The sequence below is a fragment of the Novosphingobium sp. BL-S-20 genome (assembly GCF_055521635.1).
Genome location: NZ_CM145494.1, coordinates 2,622,085 through 2,639,650, shown reverse-complemented (window position 1 = coordinate 2,639,650; position 17,566 = coordinate 2,622,085). Strand labels below are relative to the sequence as shown.

The 17,566-nt window shown below is 67.2% G+C and carries 14 protein-coding genes; 8 read left to right on the top strand and 6 right to left on the bottom strand.

Features of this window, described 5'->3' with window-relative positions; translation table 11 throughout:
• Positions 1–110 precede the first annotated feature (110 nt).
• The 5 genes from ACZ1II_RS19965 to ACZ1II_RS19945 all read right to left on the bottom strand — a co-directional run bounded on the left by ACZ1II_RS19965 (position 111) and on the right by ACZ1II_RS19945 (position 4,917).
• Entirely contained in the window at positions 111–2,513 is a 2,403-nt protein-coding gene (locus tag ACZ1II_RS19965) for a TonB-dependent receptor (RefSeq protein ID WP_465145320.1), read from the bottom strand.
• A 35-nt stretch (positions 2,514–2,548) separates the two neighbouring features.
• Positions 2,549–3,481 (bottom strand): FecR family protein, encoded by a 933-nt coding sequence (locus ACZ1II_RS19960; RefSeq protein WP_465145319.1) that lies wholly within the window; start codon positions 3,479–3,481, stop codon positions 2,549–2,551.
• Positions 3,482–3,519: 38 nt separating this feature from the next.
• The gene (locus ACZ1II_RS19955; RefSeq protein WP_465145318.1) at positions 3,520–4,056 is read right to left on the bottom strand and encodes an RNA polymerase sigma factor; all 537 of its coding nucleotides are present in this window, start codon (positions 4,054–4,056) and stop codon (positions 3,520–3,522) included.
• 88 nt (positions 4,057–4,144) lie between these two features.
• Positions 4,145–4,318, bottom strand: coding sequence for a hypothetical protein (locus tag ACZ1II_RS19950; protein WP_186829984.1), 174 nt, complete (start codon positions 4,316–4,318; stop codon positions 4,145–4,147).
• Between the two features lie 170 nt (positions 4,319–4,488).
• Positions 4,489–4,917 carry an organic hydroperoxide resistance protein gene (locus ACZ1II_RS19945; RefSeq protein WP_147218728.1) on the bottom strand — a complete coding sequence of 143 codons (429 nt, stop codon included), beginning with the start codon at positions 4,915–4,917 and terminating at the stop codon, positions 4,489–4,491.
• A 112-nt stretch (positions 4,918–5,029) separates the two neighbouring features.
• Here ACZ1II_RS19945 and ACZ1II_RS19940 point away from each other — a divergent pair, with 112 nt between their 5' ends.
• The 7 genes from ACZ1II_RS19940 to ACZ1II_RS19910 all read left to right on the top strand — a co-directional run bounded on the left by ACZ1II_RS19940 (position 5,030) and on the right by ACZ1II_RS19910 (position 14,444).
• Entirely contained in the window at positions 5,030–5,488 is a 459-nt protein-coding gene (locus ACZ1II_RS19940; RefSeq protein ID WP_465145317.1) for a MarR family winged helix-turn-helix transcriptional regulator, read from the top strand.
• A 437-nt stretch (positions 5,489–5,925) separates the two neighbouring features.
• A complete protein-coding gene (locus ACZ1II_RS19935; RefSeq protein WP_465145316.1) occupies positions 5,926–6,738 on the top strand; it encodes a ferredoxin--NADP reductase in 813 nt (270 codons plus the stop codon).
• A gap of 94 nt (positions 6,739–6,832) precedes the next feature.
• Positions 6,833–7,444, top strand: a complete 612-nt coding sequence (locus ACZ1II_RS19930; protein ID WP_465145315.1) for a TetR/AcrR family transcriptional regulator — start codon at positions 6,833–6,835, stop codon at positions 7,442–7,444.
• A gap of 616 nt (positions 7,445–8,060) precedes the next feature.
• On the top strand, positions 8,061–8,480 hold the full coding sequence (locus ACZ1II_RS19925) for a hypothetical protein (protein ID WP_465145314.1): 420 nt from the start codon (positions 8,061–8,063) through the stop codon (positions 8,478–8,480).
• Entirely contained in the window at positions 8,477–9,766 is a 1,290-nt protein-coding gene (locus tag ACZ1II_RS19920) for an efflux RND transporter periplasmic adaptor subunit (RefSeq protein ID WP_465145313.1), read from the top strand. The genes ACZ1II_RS19925 and ACZ1II_RS19920 overlap by 4 nt, the downstream gene beginning before the upstream one ends.
• 65 nt (positions 9,767–9,831) lie before the next feature.
• Complete coding sequence (locus tag ACZ1II_RS19915) at positions 9,832–13,017, top strand: efflux RND transporter permease subunit (RefSeq protein ID WP_465145312.1); 3,186 nt, start codon at positions 9,832–9,834, stop codon at positions 13,015–13,017.
• An 11-nt stretch (positions 13,018–13,028) separates the two neighbouring features.
• On the top strand, positions 13,029–14,444 hold the full coding sequence (locus ACZ1II_RS19910) for an efflux transporter outer membrane subunit (protein WP_465145311.1): 1,416 nt from the start codon (positions 13,029–13,031) through the stop codon (positions 14,442–14,444).
• 323 nt (positions 14,445–14,767) lie between these two features.
• Here the strand turns inward: ACZ1II_RS19910 and ACZ1II_RS19905 are convergent, their stop codons facing one another.
• Complete coding sequence (locus ACZ1II_RS19905; protein ID WP_465145310.1) at positions 14,768–16,081, bottom strand: MFS transporter; 1,314 nt, start codon at positions 16,079–16,081, stop codon at positions 14,768–14,770.
• Between the two features lie 194 nt (positions 16,082–16,275).
• On the opposite strand from ACZ1II_RS19905, the gene cyoA reads away from it, so the two are divergent.
• Positions 16,276–17,562: a ubiquinol oxidase subunit II gene (gene cyoA / locus ACZ1II_RS19900; protein WP_465145309.1), complete on the top strand. Its 1,287-nt coding sequence runs from the start codon at positions 16,276–16,278 to the stop codon at positions 17,560–17,562.
• Positions 17,563–17,566 lie beyond the last annotated feature (4 nt).

Below are 17,566 nucleotides of genomic sequence, written 5' to 3'. Positions count from 1 at the left end.
TGTTATTCGCGGGGCTACTCGGGCGAGAACGGCTAATCCTCGTGGGTCGGGGATTAAATTTTTGCAAGCCGGTGCGCACTACTTAGGCTTAAGCGCGGCAAGGACGGGTTCTAGAATCGCGCGTCCAGTCCCACGCGAAGGGTGCGTGGGCGCAGTGGAGTCACCTGCTCGCGCCCGGTGCTGAACGGCGTGCCGAGCGAGAAGCGATTGCCCTGCACGTCGGCAAGATTGGTTACGCTGAGGGTGACGCCGTAGCTGGCGGTGCCGATCCGCATGTCGAAGCCGCTGTCGAAATAGTTGCCCTGCGGCGCCCCCAGTTCCGGCCCGATGCCGAGGCGCGAGCGGCCGATGTAGTTGGCCCAGGCATTGGCGTTCAGCGTCCAGTCCGCGCTGACCTCATGGGTCCAGGCGAGCGCTGAGTGCCCGGCGAAACGGGCGATGTTCGGCACCTGCATACCGCGCGTGGCGACATAACGCAGCACGTCCGCCCGCGAGAGCGTCGCCGCGGCAAGACCGACCGGGGCCAGTACATATTGCACCAGCGCCGCCGAGGGTTCGTCCACCTTGCTCTCGTTCCAGGTCGCGCCGAGTTCCACGCGCAGGCCCGGCGCCAGCAGCACGCCGCCGGACAGGCTGGCCGACCAGACGCGGCCATCGCCGATATTGGCGGTGCTCGGCAGGCCGGAACCATCGATGAAGTCGGCCTGGATATCCTGCCAGCGGGTGTAGGACAGGCTCAGCGCGAGATCGAAAGGCGTCGCCCCGGCGCGGCCATGGCGGGCGCCCATCTCGAACGTGCCGGTGCGGTCGCTCTGGAAGCGGCGCACCACGTTGCTTTCGATCGCGAAGCCGCCGGGGCGGAAGCCCTGCTGGTAGCGCAAGTAGAGCGAGTCTTCGGGCGAGAACCGGGCGTTCAGCGCGAAGGAGGGCAGGAACCGGCTCATCGTGCGCCGCGCCGTCACGCCCGAAGTGGAGAGGAATGCGGCGGCGGCAGGGGCGATATCCTCGCCGTCGCCGCCGAGGCGCGAGCGGGTGAAGCGCCCGCCGCCGGTCGCGGTGAGCGGTCCCATGAGGTGCAGGCTGGCCTCGCCGTAGAGTGTGAACTCGTCGATCGTGTTGCGCACGCCGGTCGCGGCCTTGCGCATGTCGAACAGGGGGCTGGAGAAATCGCGGTTCAGCGTCGTGCGGTTGTGGGTGTAGCTGGCGCCGAGCAGCCAGCCGAAGCCGTGGCGCTCGCTCTGCCAGAACCGCGTCTCGTGCACGATCATGCGGGTGTCGTTGGTCTGCGAAAACAGGCGCGGGTCGTCGTCCGTCTGGCTGGCGTCGTAGTGCTCGTGAAGGTCCTGCGCGACCACGCCGGTGGTCGATCGCACATTCACCGCGCCGATCCTGCCGGACACCACGAACTGGCCGAGCGCATAGTCCGCCTTCGAGCCTTCCGGCACCCGCGCCGAGCTTTCCAGCGGCTTGCCGCTGCGGTCCGCGTATTGGCTGTCATCCGCCTCGGTGCTCTGGGCGAGGGCGATCAGGTCGATCGTCCAGTCCGGCGCGATCCGGGCGCGCAGGGCGAGCTTGCCGCCGAGCATGTTCGAACGGTTGACGTTGCTGCGGCCAAGCACGGGCTTGTCGATGTAGCCGCCGAAGGTGGCGCTGTCGAACGTGGCGCGCAGGGCCACGCTCTCGCCCGCGACCGGCAGGTTGACGGTGGCGCTGGCATCCGCGCCGGGGGCGCCGTGCTGCGTCAGCGAGCCGCCGAGGATCACCGTGCCGCCGGTCTCGCCCATGACCGGGGCATTGGGCACGAGGCGGATGATCCCGCCCAGCGATCCGGCGCCGTAGAGCGTGCCCTGCGGGCCTTCCAGCACTTCGACTCGGGCAAGGTCGGACAGCCGCAGGTCGGGGTCCGGCGCATTGTAGGTCAGCCGCATGTCGCCGAGGTACTGGCCTACCGTGGCCTGGGTCGGGCCGGTGAAGCTGGAATCGGCGATGCCGCGGATGAACAGCTTGTTGCGGCCGCTGCCGAGATGGGTCGAGGAGACGGTCGCAAGCTGGCGGGTGATCTTCTCGGTGCCGCCGACGCCGCCCGTTTCCAGCGCCTTGCCGTCGAGGATTGCGAGCTGGCCGGGTACGTCCTCCACCCGGAGGTCGCGCTTGGTGGCCTGGACGACGATGGGTTCGCTGTGAGTCTCGATCGGTGGGCGCGGGGCGGCGGGCCGGGATGCCTCGCGAACCGGCCGGGCGAGCGGCGCCGAGGGTCGCGCGGCTTCGAGGCGCCAGGCCGAGCGCCCGACCGGCACCGCGCGCGCGCCTGCCGCGCGGGCGAGGCGGCTCAGGGCTTCGGCCACGTCCATGCGTCCGCGCAGGGCGGGAATCGCGCGGCGGGCGATCGCGGGGTCGGCGATGACGATGCTGGTGCCGGTCTGCCGGGCGAGATCGACGACCGCCTCGCTGGCGGTGCCGGCGCGCGTGGCCACTTCCGCCTCGCGGGCGAGGACGGGAAGAGGCATGGCCATGGCGGCCGCCAGAAGCCAGGCCGCACCTCTCATCGTCAGGGCGCGCCGATCACCCAGCGTTTTCCGTCCGCGCGAACCCTGACGCCGAGCAGCGGCCCGAGCGCTGCCGGATCGTCCCGCAGCGGCGCCACCAGCAGCGAGCCGGAGACCTTGCGCTCCGCACTTCCCGGCGCGACGACATAGGCCACGCCGGTGGCGCGGGCGAGGTCGGCGGCAACGGAATCCAGCGCGGTATCCTCGAACGTGACGCGGCCCTCGCGCCATTCGCCAACCTGGGCGGCAGCGATCTTGCCGAGCGTGTAGTCACCGGCCTTGCCGTGCCGCCGGAGCACTTCGCCGGGCGCGATCCGCAGGTCCTGCGCCTTGGGATTGAACTGCACCGCGCCTTCCGAAACCGCGACGCTGAAGTCCTCGCCGTCGTGGCGCACGTCGAAGACGGTGCCGACATCGACCAGCGTATCCTCGCCCACGGTCACGCGGAAGGGGCGGGCCTCGTCATGGCGAACGGTGAAGAGCGCCTGTCCGCTTTCGAGCCGGGCGAAGCGTGGGTCCTTGCGGTCAAACTCCATGGCGGTACCGCCCGCAAGGTCCACGCGCGTCTGTGCATCGAGCGCGACGCTGCGGACCTGCCCCGGTGCGGTCTCGATCCGGTAGAGGTCGCGGCTGCCCGCCTGCCAGACCCACAGGCCGCCTACAAGCAGGAGCGAGGCGGCCACGGCGCCGCCCAGCCATGCGCGGCGGCGGGGCGCAGCTACGACCGCCGGTTCCACATCGTCATTGGCGGGCGTTGCCGAGGCGATCAGCTCGGCCCCGTCGGCCACGGCGGCGGCCACGGTGTCATAGGCGCGGGCATGGGCGGGGTTCGCGTCGAGCCAATGGGTGAAGCCTTCCCAGTCCTCGAAGGCCGGGTCGCCGACGCGCAGGGTCCAGTCGAGGGCTTCGGCCCTGATCTTGTCGTCATCACTCATCGCGCGCTCCTTCTGCGGCGAAGACGGAGACAAGGCGCTCAAGCCTCATCGCTGCGTTCCTTCCATTGGGCGAGCGCCCGATAGGCCACGCGCAAATCGCTTTCCACCGTGCTGAGGCTGACGCCGAGTTCGGCGGCGACCTGCTTCTGCGCCATTCCGTCGATCCGGTGGCGGCGGAAGATCGCCGAGACGCGCGGGCCGAGGCTTTCGAGCAGCGAAAGCACGCGCCCGGCTTCCTGCGCGGCGGAAAGGCGGCGTTCGGCGGAGGGTTCGGGGGAAGCACCGGCTTCATCGACATGCGCCTCGGTCCAGTCGCGCTCGCGGGTGCCGGACTGGCGCGTGGAGCGGAAACGGTCGATCATCAGCAGGTCGGCGGTGCGGAACAGGTAGGAGAGCGGCGCGGCGACGGGGCCGGGCGCGGCGCGGGAAATCTTCAGCCAGACTTCCTGGACCAGGTCTTCCGCCGCATCCCCGGCGCCGCGGGCGCGCAGGAAGTGCAGCAGCTTGTCCCGATTCTCGAGAAAAGTCGCTTCAAGGCCCGATCGGGAGGAGGAAGGCGGCGCGGAAGGAGGCATGGTGGCGTTTCGCGGGGACAGATAGACTGTCCGCAGCCTCGGGGAAAGTCTTTGCCCTCATGTCCTTCGGGGGAAAGGCAAGGGCGTGTCAGCGTGCGCTTTGCGCGGCGGCGCGGGACTGCATGGCGCGGTCGGTGAAGAGGGCAAGGGCGGCCATGGCGCCGCCGGTCAGGCCCGCGGTTCCCATGGCGATGATGACCGGCTGGGCGGCGTCGGCAAGGCGGCTGGCGCGATCGTGGATGGGATTGAAGAAGCGGGACATGGCGGGGGACTTTCGTGCTGGTGTGGCTGGCTGTCTGGACTGACCTCTTCTTCCTCTTTTCGAGGCTTTCCGGGAATTGGGATAAGTTGATCCGAATTGTTCCAGATTGTTGAAATGTCATGCCGGGGAGGGAGGACTCCCCGGCATGACACGAAGGGACCTGAAACCACTCAGGCGACGGCGAGCGTCACCGAGATATTGCCGCGCACGGCGTGGCTGTAGGGGCAGATGGTGTCGGCTTCGGCGACCAGAGCCTCGGCGGCTTCACGCTCGACGCCGGGGAGGGTGACGACCAGTTCGACGGTCAGGCCAAAACCCTTGTCGCTGCGCGGACCGATGCCGACGGTGGCATTGACCGTGGTATCGGCGGGTACGCGGGGCAGGTTCTTGTCCTGGCTGGCGGCGAACTTCATCGCGCCGAGGAAGCAGGCAGCATAGCCCGAGGCGAAGAGCTGTTCCGGATTGTTGCCCTGGTCGTTGCCGCCGAGTTCCTTGGGGGTACCCAGGGTCACTTCGAAAGCGCCGTCATCGGTGCGGGCCTTGCCGTCGCGGCCGCCGGTTGCCGTTGCGCTGGTCTTGTAGAGGGGATTGATCGACATCGTGGTTCTCCATTTAGATCGTTAGTGATTAAATCGTGTGCGATCTAAATGCGTGAGTCGCTGCCGGATGTCAAGCGTTGCGATTCAATCGCGTGCGATTTATATTGCGATCATGACCCAGACCCCTCCTTCGCGGCCGGAAGCCGATCTCGATCCCTTCGAGGATTTCCTGTGCTTCTCGGTCTATTCCACCGGCCTTGCCTTCAATCGCATCTACAAGCCGCTGCTCGATCGGCTCGGCCTGACCTATCTGCAATACCTCGCGATCCTTGGGCTGGCGCAGAAGGACGACCAGACGGTCAGCGAATTGGGCGAGAAGCTGTTCCTCGAATCGAATACGCTGACACCGCTGCTCAAGCGGCTGGAGGCGGCGGGGCTGGTCGAGCGCCGCCGTTCCGTCGAGGACGAGCGGGTGGTGCGGATCACTCTGACCGACAAGGGCCGCGAAACCGCCGCCGAAGCGCGCTGCGTGCCGGGGGAACTGGTCGAGGCGACCGGCGTGTCGATCGAGCGCATTGCCGAACTGAACCGGGAACTCAAGGCCCTGCGAAGCCAGCTACGCGGCGGGTGAGGGCGCCATTCAAGGCGAGATATGCTATTGCGATACGATAGCAATAAGGTTAGTCGCGGTAGCGTGACTGCCTTGGTCTTCCTGCCGCCCGTTCGGGGCCTTGCTGCTGCGCCCTGCGGTTCCCTGACCTTTGCGCCGCCCCTGCGCCGAAGTCTGGCTTTCGGCGGTGCAAATGCAATTGCGTTGCATCCGGGGCGATCGCGTCTATCAGGCAGATCCTTCAAGTTCATGGACCATTCCGGCACCTTCGGGCACCGGGCGCCAGAGACCGCACTTGCGACCGCTCTTGCGCCTGCGACTGCTTCTGCTATGCGCGCCGGGTGCGTCGATGACGTGCGGACCGTCGCCGGTCTCGCAGAAAATATCGACTCACGGGTTTCGAGGCTAACTGGCCCGATACGTGAGCTTTGCCACTCTACCACCCGAGGAATGAATTGATGAGCGACGGTCAGGCCGTGATGCCCACTCTTGAACCCACGACGGCCCTTTCGGTCGAGGAAGTTCTCAGCGTCCGCCACTGGAACGAGCACCTGTTCAGCTTCACGATGTCGCGCCCGGCCTCGTTCCGCTTCCGCTCGGGCGAATTCGTCATGCTCGGCCTCCAGGGCGAGAAGCGCCCGCTGCTGCGCGCCTATTCGATCGCCAGCCCTTCGTGGGCCGAGGAAATCGAGTTCCTCTCGATCAAGGTGCCGGACGGCCCGCTGACCTCGCGTCTCCAGCTCGTGCAGCCGGGCGACCAGATCTATCTCGGCCGCAAGCCCACCGGCACGCTCGTCACCGACGCGCTGCTGCCCGGCAAGCGTCTGTTCATGCTTTCGACCGGCACCGGCCTGGCGCCGTTCATGTCGCTGATCCGCGACCCGGACGTCTATGACCTCTACGATGAGGTTATCGTCGTCCACTGCGTCCGCCGCGTCAGCGACCTTGCCTATCGTGAGGAGCTGGAAAGCCATCTGGCTGAAGACCCGCTGGTCGCCGAGCAGGCGCTGGTGCAGCTTCACTACGTGCCCACCGTCACCCGCGAGCCGTTCCACACGACCGGCCGAATCGGTTCGCTGGTCGAAAACGGCCGTCTGTTCGAAGGTCTGAAGGGCGATGCGCGCTTCAATCCCGAGACCGACCGCGTGATGCTCTGCGGCTCGATGGACATGATCAAGGACTTCTCGCACGACCTCGAATCCTGGGGCTTCACCGAGGGTTCGAACGCCAAGCCGGGCGATTTCGTGATCGAACGCGCCTTCGTGGGCTGAGAAAGGCGGGCTTCTTCCGTTGCTTGCCACGCTCGCCGCATGCGCGAGCGTGGCACTTTACGGAAAGCCGCGCGCTACCTATATACCGATCGGTATGAAATGTTCCGCTCCCACATCGACTCGGGGTCGCCCGCGCGAGTTCGACCCTGAAGAGGCCCTGACGGCCGCGCTTCGGGTGTTCTGGCAGCGCGGCTACGAAGGCGCCTCGATGGCGGAACTGACCGAGGCGATGGGCATCACCAAGCCCAGCCTCTACGCCTGCTTCGGCAACAAGGAAGCACTCTTCAAGAAGGCGCTCGACCTCTACGAGCGCGACAAGCTGGCCTATGTCGGCAAGGCGCTGGAAGCGCCCACCGCGCGCGGTGTGGCCGAGCGGCTGCTTTCCGGCGCGATCTCCACCCATTGCGGCGGCAGCGATCCGCATGGCTGTCTCGGCGTGATGTCCACCGTCACCTGCACGATGGAAGACCCCTCGATCCGCGACTTCGTGACCGAGCGCCGGATCGCCACCGAGGACGCCCTCATCGAACGCTTCGAGCGCGGCAAGGACGAGGGCGACCTGCCCGAAACCGTCGATGCCCGCTGCCTGGCGCAATGCCTGACCACGGTGCTCCAGGGCATGTCGGTCAAGGCCCAGGGCGGCTCCTGCGCGCAGGAGCTGAAGGGTGTGGTCGATACCTACCTGACGATGTGGCCGGGGCGCTGAGAGGGCAGGGGCTGAAGGAACTCCTCAGCCTCCCACGACGTCATCCTGAACTCGTTTCAGGATCCATCTCTCAACCTCAACCATCGGCCTGATCGGCTAAATGGATCCTGAGCCGAAGGCCAGCGCAGCTAAACAAGTTCAGGATGACGTTGAGTTGGAGGGCAGGGCTGTCCCTAACGAGACGCTCTACTCCCGTCCTTGTTCGCCCAAACCAGAAAAATCCCGTTCAACCGGCGTTAAGCCCCTTGAAAAGCGGGCTTTCGAACAAATCTTACCAAGCGGTACAGAAAGTCGCTTGACGAGATACCGCACCGCAATATATACCAAGTGGTACAGAACGAGGTAGCCCGACTCGCCGCTTGAGGGAGTGACGGAGCCGAGTTCGCTAGGGTCCGGTCAACCGGACCTCCCTTGGTGCCGCCTGTCCCCCCGCAGGCGTCTCCTGAGCATACGAACCTGTGCAGTCGGCGTTTCCGGAAGTGCGATTCCGGGCGATGTCCTGCTGCGCCTCAAGACTTTCCGACGCCCCTTGCGCCGGAACACCCCGGCGCGCGCCCTTTCTTCCCCCTCCTGTCCCGAGGGCGTGCGCCGGGCAATTTTCCAGGGAGCACACAACATGGCCTTCATCGATTTCACCGATGCGGCGCTCCAGGCGCTGCCCGCGTTCCGTACTGTAACCGAAACGGCGCCTGTCGCCGCCAACGCCCCCGCCGCCGCCAACGAGCCGCTTTCGCGCTTCGAGCGCAGGATCGTCGAACTGGCGCGCGAGGATGGCCTCGACACGCTGAAGCCGCAGCGCAAGCGCGGCTGGTTCGCCCGCCTGATCTTCGGCCCGCAGCCGCCGTCGCCGATGCTCGCCAACGAGCAGCTCGAAGCGCTGCGCCGCCTGGCCGTGCAGGCCTGGCACCACGGCTACACGCTGCCCGCTTCCGTCATGAAGGAAGCCCGCGTGGCCGGACACAGCGAGGCCAAGATCGGTGCCGTCATCGACTTTATCGGGCGCGCCCGCGCCCCGTTCCGGAGGCTTGCCGCGTGAATTTCCCCGTATCTCCAGAAACCCTCGCCAAGGTCGAGGCGGAGGCTGAACTGCCCCGCACTCGTCCGAAAAGAGGGCGTCAGGCCGCCGTGGCCGCCATCGCGCTGATCGCGGTGGCGGGTATCGGCTGGAAGACCTTCCACCATGCCGAAGCCGACGCGGCGCCGATGGCGCCCGCCGTCGTCCAGGCCGCCAATCCGCTGGTCCGCGACGTGACGGAGTGGGACGACTATGTCGGCCGCTTCGCCCCCAGCAAGTCGGTGGAAGTGCGCCCGCGCGTCTCGGGCGCGATCACCCAGCTGTTCTTCAAGGACGGTGATTTCGTCCGCGAGGGGCAGCCGTTGTTCACCGTCGACCCGCGCCCCTACCGCGCCGCGCTGGCCGAGGCGCAGGCAGAAGTGGCCTCCGCCCAGAGCGCGCTGGTCCTTGCGAAATCGGACTATGCCCGCGTCGCCGGGCTCAGGGGTGACGAGGCCATGGCGGCCAGCGAAGTCGACCAGCTTCGCGCCAAGGTCCGCGCCGCCACCGCCGCGCTGGCAGGGGCCGAGGCCCGCGTGCGCCAGCGTGCGCTCGATGTCGAGTTCGCCACCGTGCGCGCGCCGATCTCGGGCCGCATTTCGGATCGCCGGGTGGACGTGGGCAACCTCGTCTCGGGCGAGAACGGCACCGGCGCCACGCTGCTGACCACCATCAATGCGGTCAGCCCGATCTACTTCACTTTCGACGCTTCCGAAGCGCTGTTCCTCAAGACCCAGCGCGAAAAGGCCGAGCACAAGCAGGCCGCCGACGTGCAGGTCCGGCTCCAGGACGAGACCCAGTACCGCTGGAACGGCAAGCTGGACTTCACCGACAATGGGCTGGACCCGCGCTCGGGCACGATCCGCGTGCGCGCCGTGCTCGACAATGCCGACGGCTTCCTGACGCCGGGCATGTTCGGCAACATGCGTCTGGCCGAAGGCGGCACGGTCAAGGCCCTGCTGGTGCCCGACGACGCCGTGCAGTCCGACCAGGCGCGCAAGGTCGTGCTGACGGTGGGACAGGACGGGGTGGTCGCGGCCAAGCCGGTCGAACTCGGCCCGCTGGTGGACGGCCTTCGCGTGATCCGTTCGGGCCTTGCCCCCACCGACCGCGTCGTCATCTCCAACTATCAGGCCGCGATCACCGGGGCCAAAGTCAATACCCGCCGCGGCCAGATCGCGGTGGACCCCAAGGCCGCCCATGCGGCCTCCGGTCCCGATACCAACTTGCGCGCGCCCGTCGCCGCGCAGGCTACGCTCGCCAACTGACATTCACCCAACCGGGGGGCGGCGCTCGACCTGAGCGGCCGCTCCCCCCAGAGGGGCATATTCCCATGCGATTTTCCCGGTTCTTCATCGACCGGCCGATCTTCGCAGGCGTCATCGCGGTGCTCATCACCGTGGTGGGCGCGCTTGCGTTCTTCGGCCTGCCGGTCAGCCAGTATCCCGACATCGTCCCGCCGACGGTGACGGTGACCGCCCAATATCCCGGCGCTTCCGCCGAAACCGTCGCCGACACCGTGGCTGCTCCGATCGAGCAGGAAATCAACGGCGTCGACGACATGCTCTACATGTCCTCGCAGTCGACCGGCGACGGCAAGGTGACGATCACCGTCACTTTCAAGATCGGCACTGACCTCGATGCCGCGCAGGTTCTCGTGCAGAACCGCGTCGCCATTGCCGAGCCGCGCCTGCCCGATGCCGTGCGCGCGATGGGCGTGGTGACGCGCAAGACCTCGCCCGAGTTCCTGATGGTGGTGAACCTGCAGTCGCCTGACGGCACGTTCAATCGCGACTACTTGTCGAACTATGCCCTGACCCAGGTCAAGGACCGCCTCTCGCGCCTCAACGGCGTGGGCGACGTGCAGCTGTTCGGCTCGCGCGACTACGGCATGCGCATCTGGATCGACCCCACTCGGGCCGCCGCCATGAACCTGACCGCGGGCGAGATCGTCGATGCGCTGAAGGCGCAGAACGTGCAGGTTTCCTCGGGCGCGATCGGCGCGCCGCCTTATGACCGGGGCAATGCGTATCAGGTCGGCGTCGAGATGCAGGGCCGCCTGACCACGCCCGAGCAGTTCGGCGACATCGTCGTGCGCACCGATGCCGAGGGCCGCCAGGTCCGCGTGCGCGACTTCGCGCGCGTAGAACTGGGCGCGCAGGACTATACCACCAACACTTACCTCTCGGGCAAGCCCACGGTCGTGATCGCCGTGCTCCAGCGTCCGGGTTCGAATGCGCTCGACGCCGCCAAGGCGGTGCGCGCCGAGATGGACGATATCGCCACGCACTTCCCCAAGGGCCTGGAATATTCCGTCATCTACAACCCCACCGAGTTCATCGGCCAGTCGATCGACGCGGTGTACCACACCCTGTTCGAGGCGGTGATCCTCGTCGTCCTCGTCATTCTCGTCTTCCTCCAGAACTGGCGCGCGGCGGTGATTCCGATCATTGCGATCCCCGTGTCGCTGGTCGGCACCGCGATCATGCTCGCGGCGGTCGGATACTCGCTGAACAACCTCTCGCTGTTCGGGCTGGTGCTCGCCATCGGCATCGTCGTCGACGACGCGATCGTCGTGGTCGAGAACGTGGAGCGCTATATCGAGGAGGGCATGAAGCCGATCGAGGCGGCCCGCCGCTCGATGGACGAAGTGACCGGCGCGCTGATCGCCATCGTCCTGGTGCTCTGCGCGGTCTTCGTGCCGACGCTGTTCATCACCGGCATGTCGGGCCAGTTCTACAAGCAGTTCGCGGTGACCATCACCACGGCCACGGCGATCTCGCTGCTGCTCTCGCTCACGCTGTCTCCGGCGCTGGCGGCGATGCTGCTGAAGGAAAAGCATGGCCTTCCCGCCAATGCCCCGCGCTGGAAGCGGGCGCTGCAAGGCGCGGCGGACAAGTTCAACCACGGCTTCGACCGGATGAGCGAGGGCTATGCCCGCCTCACGCTCACGCTGGTGAAGCGTCCGGTGAAGATGATGGCCGGTTATGCCGCGCTTATCGCCGCCACCGTCGGCATGTTCTGGGCGACGCCTGCGGGCTTCATCCCGAACCAGGACCAGGGCTACTTCCTTGCCGCCATCTTCCTGCCGCCGGGTTCCTCACTGAACCGCACGGACGAAGTGACGCAGGAAGTCGCCAGGCGCATCCTGCCGGTCAAGGGCCTGCGCGGCGCGGTGATGTTCGCCGGTTTCCACGGTCCCTCGCAGACCGCCGCACCGGACGCCGCCGCCATCTACTTCCCCTTCAAGAGCTTCGAGGAGCGGAAAGCTCTCGGCGTGACTTATGAGGGAATCATGGCCCAGGCCCAGGCCGCCATGCAGGGCTACGACAAGGCGCAGGTCCTGCTGATCCCGCCGCCGACCATCAACGGCATCGTCCCTCCGGGCGGTTACCGCATGGTCGTGGAGGACAAGGAAGGGCGCGGTCTCGCGGAGCTTCAGAAGGCTGCCGGCGCGCTGATCGCCAAGGCCAACCAGGCCCCCGAACTGAGCCAGGTCTACACCCTGTTCACGATGAACACGCCGCGCGTCTATGCCGATGTCGATCGCCGCAAGGCCGACATGCTGGGCGTCTCCCCCGCCAAGGTCTTCGAGGCGATGCAGGTCTATCTCGGATCGTCCTACATCAACGACTTCAACCTGCTGGGACGCACTTACCGCGTCACCGCGCAGGCCGATGCCGAGCATCGCGGATCGACGGCGGACATCGCCAACCTCCAGACCCGCTCGGACTCGGGCGCGATGGTCCCGGTCGGCTCGGTCGCGACCTTCAAGGACGAGACCGGACCCTACCGCGTGGTGCGCTACAACCTGCACCCGGCGGTCGAAGTCGACGGCAGCTACGGCAAGGGCTATTCCTCGGGCCAGTCGCTGGCGACGATGGAGAAGCTCGCGGGCGAAACCCTGCCCACCGGCTATGACACCGAGTGGACCGGCATCGCCTACCAGCAGGCCCATGCGGGCAATACCGCTGGTATCGTGTTCGGCATGGCGGTGCTGTTCGTCTTCCTTGTGCTCGCTGCGCAGTACGAGAGCCTGACCCTGCCGCTGTCGATCATCCTGATCGTGCCGATGTGCCTCTTCGCGGCCATGCTGGGCGTGAACCTGAGGGGGATGGACAACAATATCCTCACCCAGATCGGCCTCGTCGTGCTGATCGCGCTGGCCGCCAAGAACGCGATCCTCGTGGTCGAGTTCGCCAAGCAGGCGGAAGAGGAGCGGGGCTACTCGCCGGTGGAAGCTGCCGTCTATGCGGCCCGCACCCGCCTGCGCCCGATCCTGATGACCTCGTTCGCCTTCATCCTCGGCGCGGTGCCGCTGGTGGTGGCGACAGGAGCAGGCGCCGAGCTTCGCCAGGCGCTGGGTACGGCGGTGTTCTTCGGCATGACCGGCGTTACCGGCTTCGGCCTGCTGTTCACGCCCACCTTCTACGTCGTCTGCCGCAAGCTCGCGGCGGCGCTGCGCCGGAAACCGGTCGCGCCGCACCACGAGAGCCATGCGGTGGTTCCGGCGGAATGAAAGGACGGATGATGTCCCTGAATATCAAGAACATGGTCGCGGGACTTCTTACCGCGACCGCCCTCTCGGCCTGCGCCGTCGGACCCGACTATGTCGCGCCGACGCCGCCGGTCGCGGCGGGGGCGCCCTTCGTGGGCGTCCAGAGCGCCGAAGTAACCACGGCCGCGCCCGACGACAGCTGGTGGCGGCTCTATGACGATGCCGTGCTCGACGGCCTCGTTGCCGACGCGTTGGCCGCCAATACCGACGTGCGGGTGGCAGTGGCCCGGATCGAGAAAGCCCGCGCGGGCCTGCGCGGCGCGCGCTCGGACCGTCTGCCGCAGACCGACATCAGCGCCACCGGCACCTATGGCCGGGTTTCCGAGGCACAGGCCCTTCCCGGTTTCGACCGGGAAGGGCGTCGCACCGACGGGCAGCTGGCGGTGAGCTACGAACTCGACCTGTTCGGCCGTGTCTCGCGCGGGGTCGAGGCTTCGCGCGCCGATCTCGCCGCGGCGCAGGAGGATGCCGACGCGGTGCGGGTGACGGTCGTGGCCGACACCGTGCGCGCCTATGTCGATGCCACCAGCGCCGCCGACCAGCTCGGCGTCGCCCAGCGTACGGTGGACCTGCTCGACCGTTCAGCGCGGATCACCAATGCCCGCTTCGAGCGCGGTCTCAACCAGAAGCTCGACGTGATTCGCGTGACCCAGCTGCGCGAGCAGCAGGCCGCGGCCATCCCGAGCCTTCAGGCCGCCCGCGATGCGGCGCTGTTCCGTCTCGCTACCCTGACCGGCCGCACGCCGCAGGACCTGCCTGAGGCGGCACGCACCCGCACGACCACGCCCGACGTCAGCAAGCCGATCCCGGTCGGCGACGGTGCCACCCTGCTGGCGCGCCGTCCCGACGTGAAGGCGGCGGAGCGCCGTCTCGCCGCCGATACCGCGCGTGTGGGGGTGGCGACGGCGGACCTCTACCCGAAGATCACGCTGGGCGGCTCGATCGGGAGCACGGCGGTCGGCGCCACCGATATCCTTGGCGGCGGGCCGCTGCGCTGGGTACTCGGGCCGCTGATCTCCTGGGCTTTCCCCAACCAGGAAGCGATCCGCGCACGGATCGGCGGCGCCAAGGCCGATGCCAAGGCCGATCTCGCGACTTTCGACGGCACCGTGCTGCGGGCGCTGGAAGAGACCGAGACCGCGCTTTCGGCCTATCGCAACGCCCTGCTGCGCAAGGAACGCCTCGGCTCGGCGCGCGATGCGGCGGAACGGGCGGCCAATGTCAGCCTGGCGCGCGAGAGCAGGGGGCAGATCGATTCGCTCGACGTGCTCGACGCCCAGCGTACGCTGGCCCAGTCCGAGGCCGACTATGCGGCGGCGACCCGCGCCGTGGCTTTCGCGCAAGTGGACCTGTTCCGCGCGCTCGGCGGGAGCTGGCAGCAGACTTGACGGCTTCCTGACGGAAAAAAGGGCGGCAAGGTCGATGACCTTGCCGCCCTTTTTCGTGTCTGCGTTCGGGGAATGGGGCAGAGGCTTTTGGGAAGTCTCGCGGCAACACCCGCGCCTTGCCAGCATTGCGAGAGCAGCGAAGCAATCCGGAGCCTCAGAAGGGCTGGCTGGGCTATGCCTGCAACGACGAAGAAGAGGGGCAGAGCCGGGAAAAGCGCAGTGACCTCCGGAGAGGGGCGAAGCGCCCCTCCTATCTCCGTCTCCCAAACGAAAAAGGGAGCGCCGAAGCGCTCCCTTTCCTGTTTCCCCAAGGGAACCGGCCGTCAGTTGCGGCTGGCGAGGCCCTTGTTCAGCCAGAGCGCCGCCAGCGTGGCGATGGCGCCCGAAAGCAGGTAGCCGCCCGAGGCGATGAGACCGCCGTTGGTCGCCAGCAGCAGCGCCGCCAGCGGGGCGAAGGCCGCGCCGACCAGCCACGAAAGGTCGCTGGTGAGTGCCGAGCCGGTGTAGCGGTGCTCGCTGGAGAATTCCGAGGCGACCACGCCCGAGGACTGGCCGAAGGCGAGGCCGAGCAGCACGAAGCCGATGATCATGAACGAGATCTCGCCCACTTGGCCGGCATCGAGAAGCTGCGGTGCGAAGCCCGAGAACACGGCGATGGCCACGGCGCAAGTGCCGAGCAGGTTACGGCGTCCGAACTTGTCGGCAATGCGGCCCGAGGCGATCACGGCGACGACGCCGAAGGCAGCGGCCAGGGCTTCGATTAGCAGGAAGCCGATCGGCGAATCGGGGGTGAAGAGGAAGACCCACGAAAGCGGGAACACGGTGACCATGTGGAACAGCGCGAAGCTGGCGAGCGGGGCGAAGGCGCCCAGCACGATGGTCTTCCACTCGGTGCGCAGGGTGGCGCTCACGCTGACCGGCTGAAGGTCGCGGCTGGCGAAGAGGCTCTCGAACTCTTCGGTGACGACGATGCGAAGGCGGGCAAAGAGTGCGACGACGTTGATCGCGAAAGCCACGAAGAACGGATAGCGCCAGCCCCAGTCGAGGAAGTCCTCGGCGGGCAGGGCGGCGATCATGAAGGCGAACAGCGTCGAGGCCACGATCAGGCCGAACGGCGCGCCGAGCTGCGGGATCATCGCATACCAGCCGCGCTTGTTCTCGGGCGCATTGAGCGCGAGCAGCGAGGCCAGGCCGTCCCAGGTGCCGCCGAGGGCGAAGCCCTGGCCGAGGCGGAACAGGCAGAGCAGGGTGATCGCGGTGCTGCCGGCCGTGGCGTAGGACGGCAGGAAGGCGATCGCCGCGGTCGAGCCGCCGAGCATGAACAGCGCGATCGTCAGCTTGGTGCCGCGGCCATAGGCGCGGTCGAGCGCCATGAACACGAGGCTGCCGATCGGGCGGGCCACGAAGGCCAGCGCGAAGACCGCGAAGGAATAGATCGTGCCGGTCAGCGCGTCCACGAAGGGGAAGAACAGCTTCGGGAACACCAGCACCGAGGCGATGGCGTAGACGAAGAAGTCGAAGAACTCCGAGGTTCGCCCGATGATGACACCGATCGCGATCTCGCCGGGCGAGGGCTGATGGTGCTCCTTGAACGTCGGCAGTCCCAGGGCTTCGCGGGGCTGGGGTGTGCTGGTCATTTCGATTCTGCGGCCTTCGTTTCGGGTCCGCGTGCGGACAGCTCGGTAACGGCCTGCCGTGCGCGGACGAATCAAGGCGGGCGCGCGAAACGCCCGGCTACATATGGGGGGCGTATCGTCATTGTCCGGCTTCAAGGGGATTGGACAAAATGTCCTATGTTCGCACTCGCGGCATGGGCTTAGGCGCTCCACCCATGCGCCCACCCGAGTCCAGACCGAAGCCGCGGCAGCTGACCGCGCTCGCCAAAGCCCTTGCCGCCTTGTCCCTGACTGGCGCGCTTTCTGCCTGCAACACCGTCGTGCTCCATCCGGCCGGCGATGTGGCGCGTCAGCAGGGTGACCTCGTCGTCATCTCCACGCTGCTGATGCTCCTCATCATCGTTCCCGTCATGATCGCCACGGTCCTCTTCGCGTGGCGTTACCGCGCGTCGAACAAGGAGGCCAACTATCAGCCGGACTGGGATCACTCGACCCAGCTCGAACTGCTGATCTGGACCGCGCCGCTGCTGATCATCATCTGCCTCGGCGCGCTGACCTGGGTCACCACCCACCTGCTCGACCCCTACCGCACGCTCGGCCGCATCGATCACGAAACTCCGGTGGCGGCCACTGCCAAGCCGCTGGAAGTCGAAGTCGTCGCGCTCGACTGGAAGTGGCTCTTCATCTATCCCGAACAGGGCGTCGCCACGGTCAACGAACTCGTCGTGCCGACCGGTCGTCCGCTCTCGTTCAAGATCACCTCTTCGAGCGTGATGAACTCCTTCTACGTGCCCGCCATGGCTGGCCAGATCTACGCGATGCCGGGCATGGAAACGCGCCTGCACGCCGTGTTCAACAAGCCGATCGATACCATCGGCTTCTCGGCCAACTACTCGGGCGCCGGCTTCTCCAACATGCGCTTCGCCACGCGCGCGGTTTCCGATGCGGACTTCGCCAAGTGGACTGCCGAAGTGAAGGCGAACAAGGCTGGCGGCACGCTTGACCGCGCCGCCTACCTCCAGCTCGAAAAGCCGAGCGAGAAGGTTCCGGTCATCCGCTACGCAGCCGTTTCGCCCGACCTCTACGGCGCCATTGTCGACATGTGCGTCGAGCCCGGCAAGATGTGCATGAGCGAAATGATGGCGCTCGATGCGCGCGGCGGTCTCGGCAAGGCCGGCATCCGCAACGTCGAGATGCTCGCCTACGACAAGCACGGCCGCGAAGCCGCTGCCCGCGCCACCGCCAATCCCAACGCCGCCGTCCAGCGCGAGCTGGCCTGGGTTCGCGCCCTCTGCCGCCAGATGCCCGGCAGCGCCCCCGACCACACGGTCAAGGCGCCCGAGAACCTGCGTTCGCTGATCGGCGCCGGCCTGAAGGCCCCGCAGTCCCTGCCGCTGTTCGGCAAGGACGAGCAGGCTCTCTCCGAACCTGCCGCCGGGGCCAAGGCGGAACCCGTAGCCGCCAACGACGCCGTGCACTCCTCCCAGATTTCCCGGAACTGACAGA

Bases quoted from the DNA above. Each gene is read 5' to 3' on its own strand.
- ACZ1II_RS19915 (WP_465145312.1), top strand. From the start codon at position 9,832: ATGCGATTTTCCCGGTTCTTCATCGACCGGCCGATCTTCGCAGGCGTC.
- ACZ1II_RS19935 (WP_465145316.1), top strand. From the start codon at position 5,926: ATGAGCGACGGTCAGGCCGTGATGCCCACTCTTGAACCCACGACGGCC.
- cyoA (WP_465145309.1), top strand. From the start codon at position 16,276: ATGCGCCCACCCGAGTCCAGACCGAAGCCGCGGCAGCTGACCGCGCTC.
- ACZ1II_RS19955 (WP_465145318.1), bottom strand. From the start codon at position 4,056: ATGCCTCCTTCCGCGCCGCCTTCCTCCTCCCGATCGGGCCTTGAAGCG.
- ACZ1II_RS19940 (WP_465145317.1), top strand. From the start codon at position 5,030: ATGACCCAGACCCCTCCTTCGCGGCCGGAAGCCGATCTCGATCCCTTC.
- ACZ1II_RS19965 (WP_465145320.1), bottom strand. From the start codon at position 2,513: ATGGCCATGCCTCTTCCCGTCCTCGCCCGCGAGGCGGAAGTGGCCACG.
- ACZ1II_RS19950 (WP_186829984.1), bottom strand. From the start codon at position 4,318: ATGTCCCGCTTCTTCAATCCCATCCACGATCGCGCCAGCCGCCTTGCC.
- ACZ1II_RS19945 (WP_147218728.1), bottom strand. From the start codon at position 4,917: ATGTCGATCAATCCCCTCTACAAGACCAGCGCAACGGCAACCGGCGGC.
- ACZ1II_RS19910 (WP_465145311.1), top strand. From the start codon at position 13,029: ATGTCCCTGAATATCAAGAACATGGTCGCGGGACTTCTTACCGCGACC.
- ACZ1II_RS19925 (WP_465145314.1), top strand. From the start codon at position 8,061: ATGGCCTTCATCGATTTCACCGATGCGGCGCTCCAGGCGCTGCCCGCG.
- ACZ1II_RS19905 (WP_465145310.1), bottom strand. From the start codon at position 16,081: ATGACCAGCACACCCCAGCCCCGCGAAGCCCTGGGACTGCCGACGTTC.
- ACZ1II_RS19960 (WP_465145319.1), bottom strand. From the start codon at position 3,481: ATGAGTGATGACGACAAGATCAGGGCCGAAGCCCTCGACTGGACCCTG.
- ACZ1II_RS19930 (WP_465145315.1), top strand. From the start codon at position 6,833: ATGAAATGTTCCGCTCCCACATCGACTCGGGGTCGCCCGCGCGAGTTC.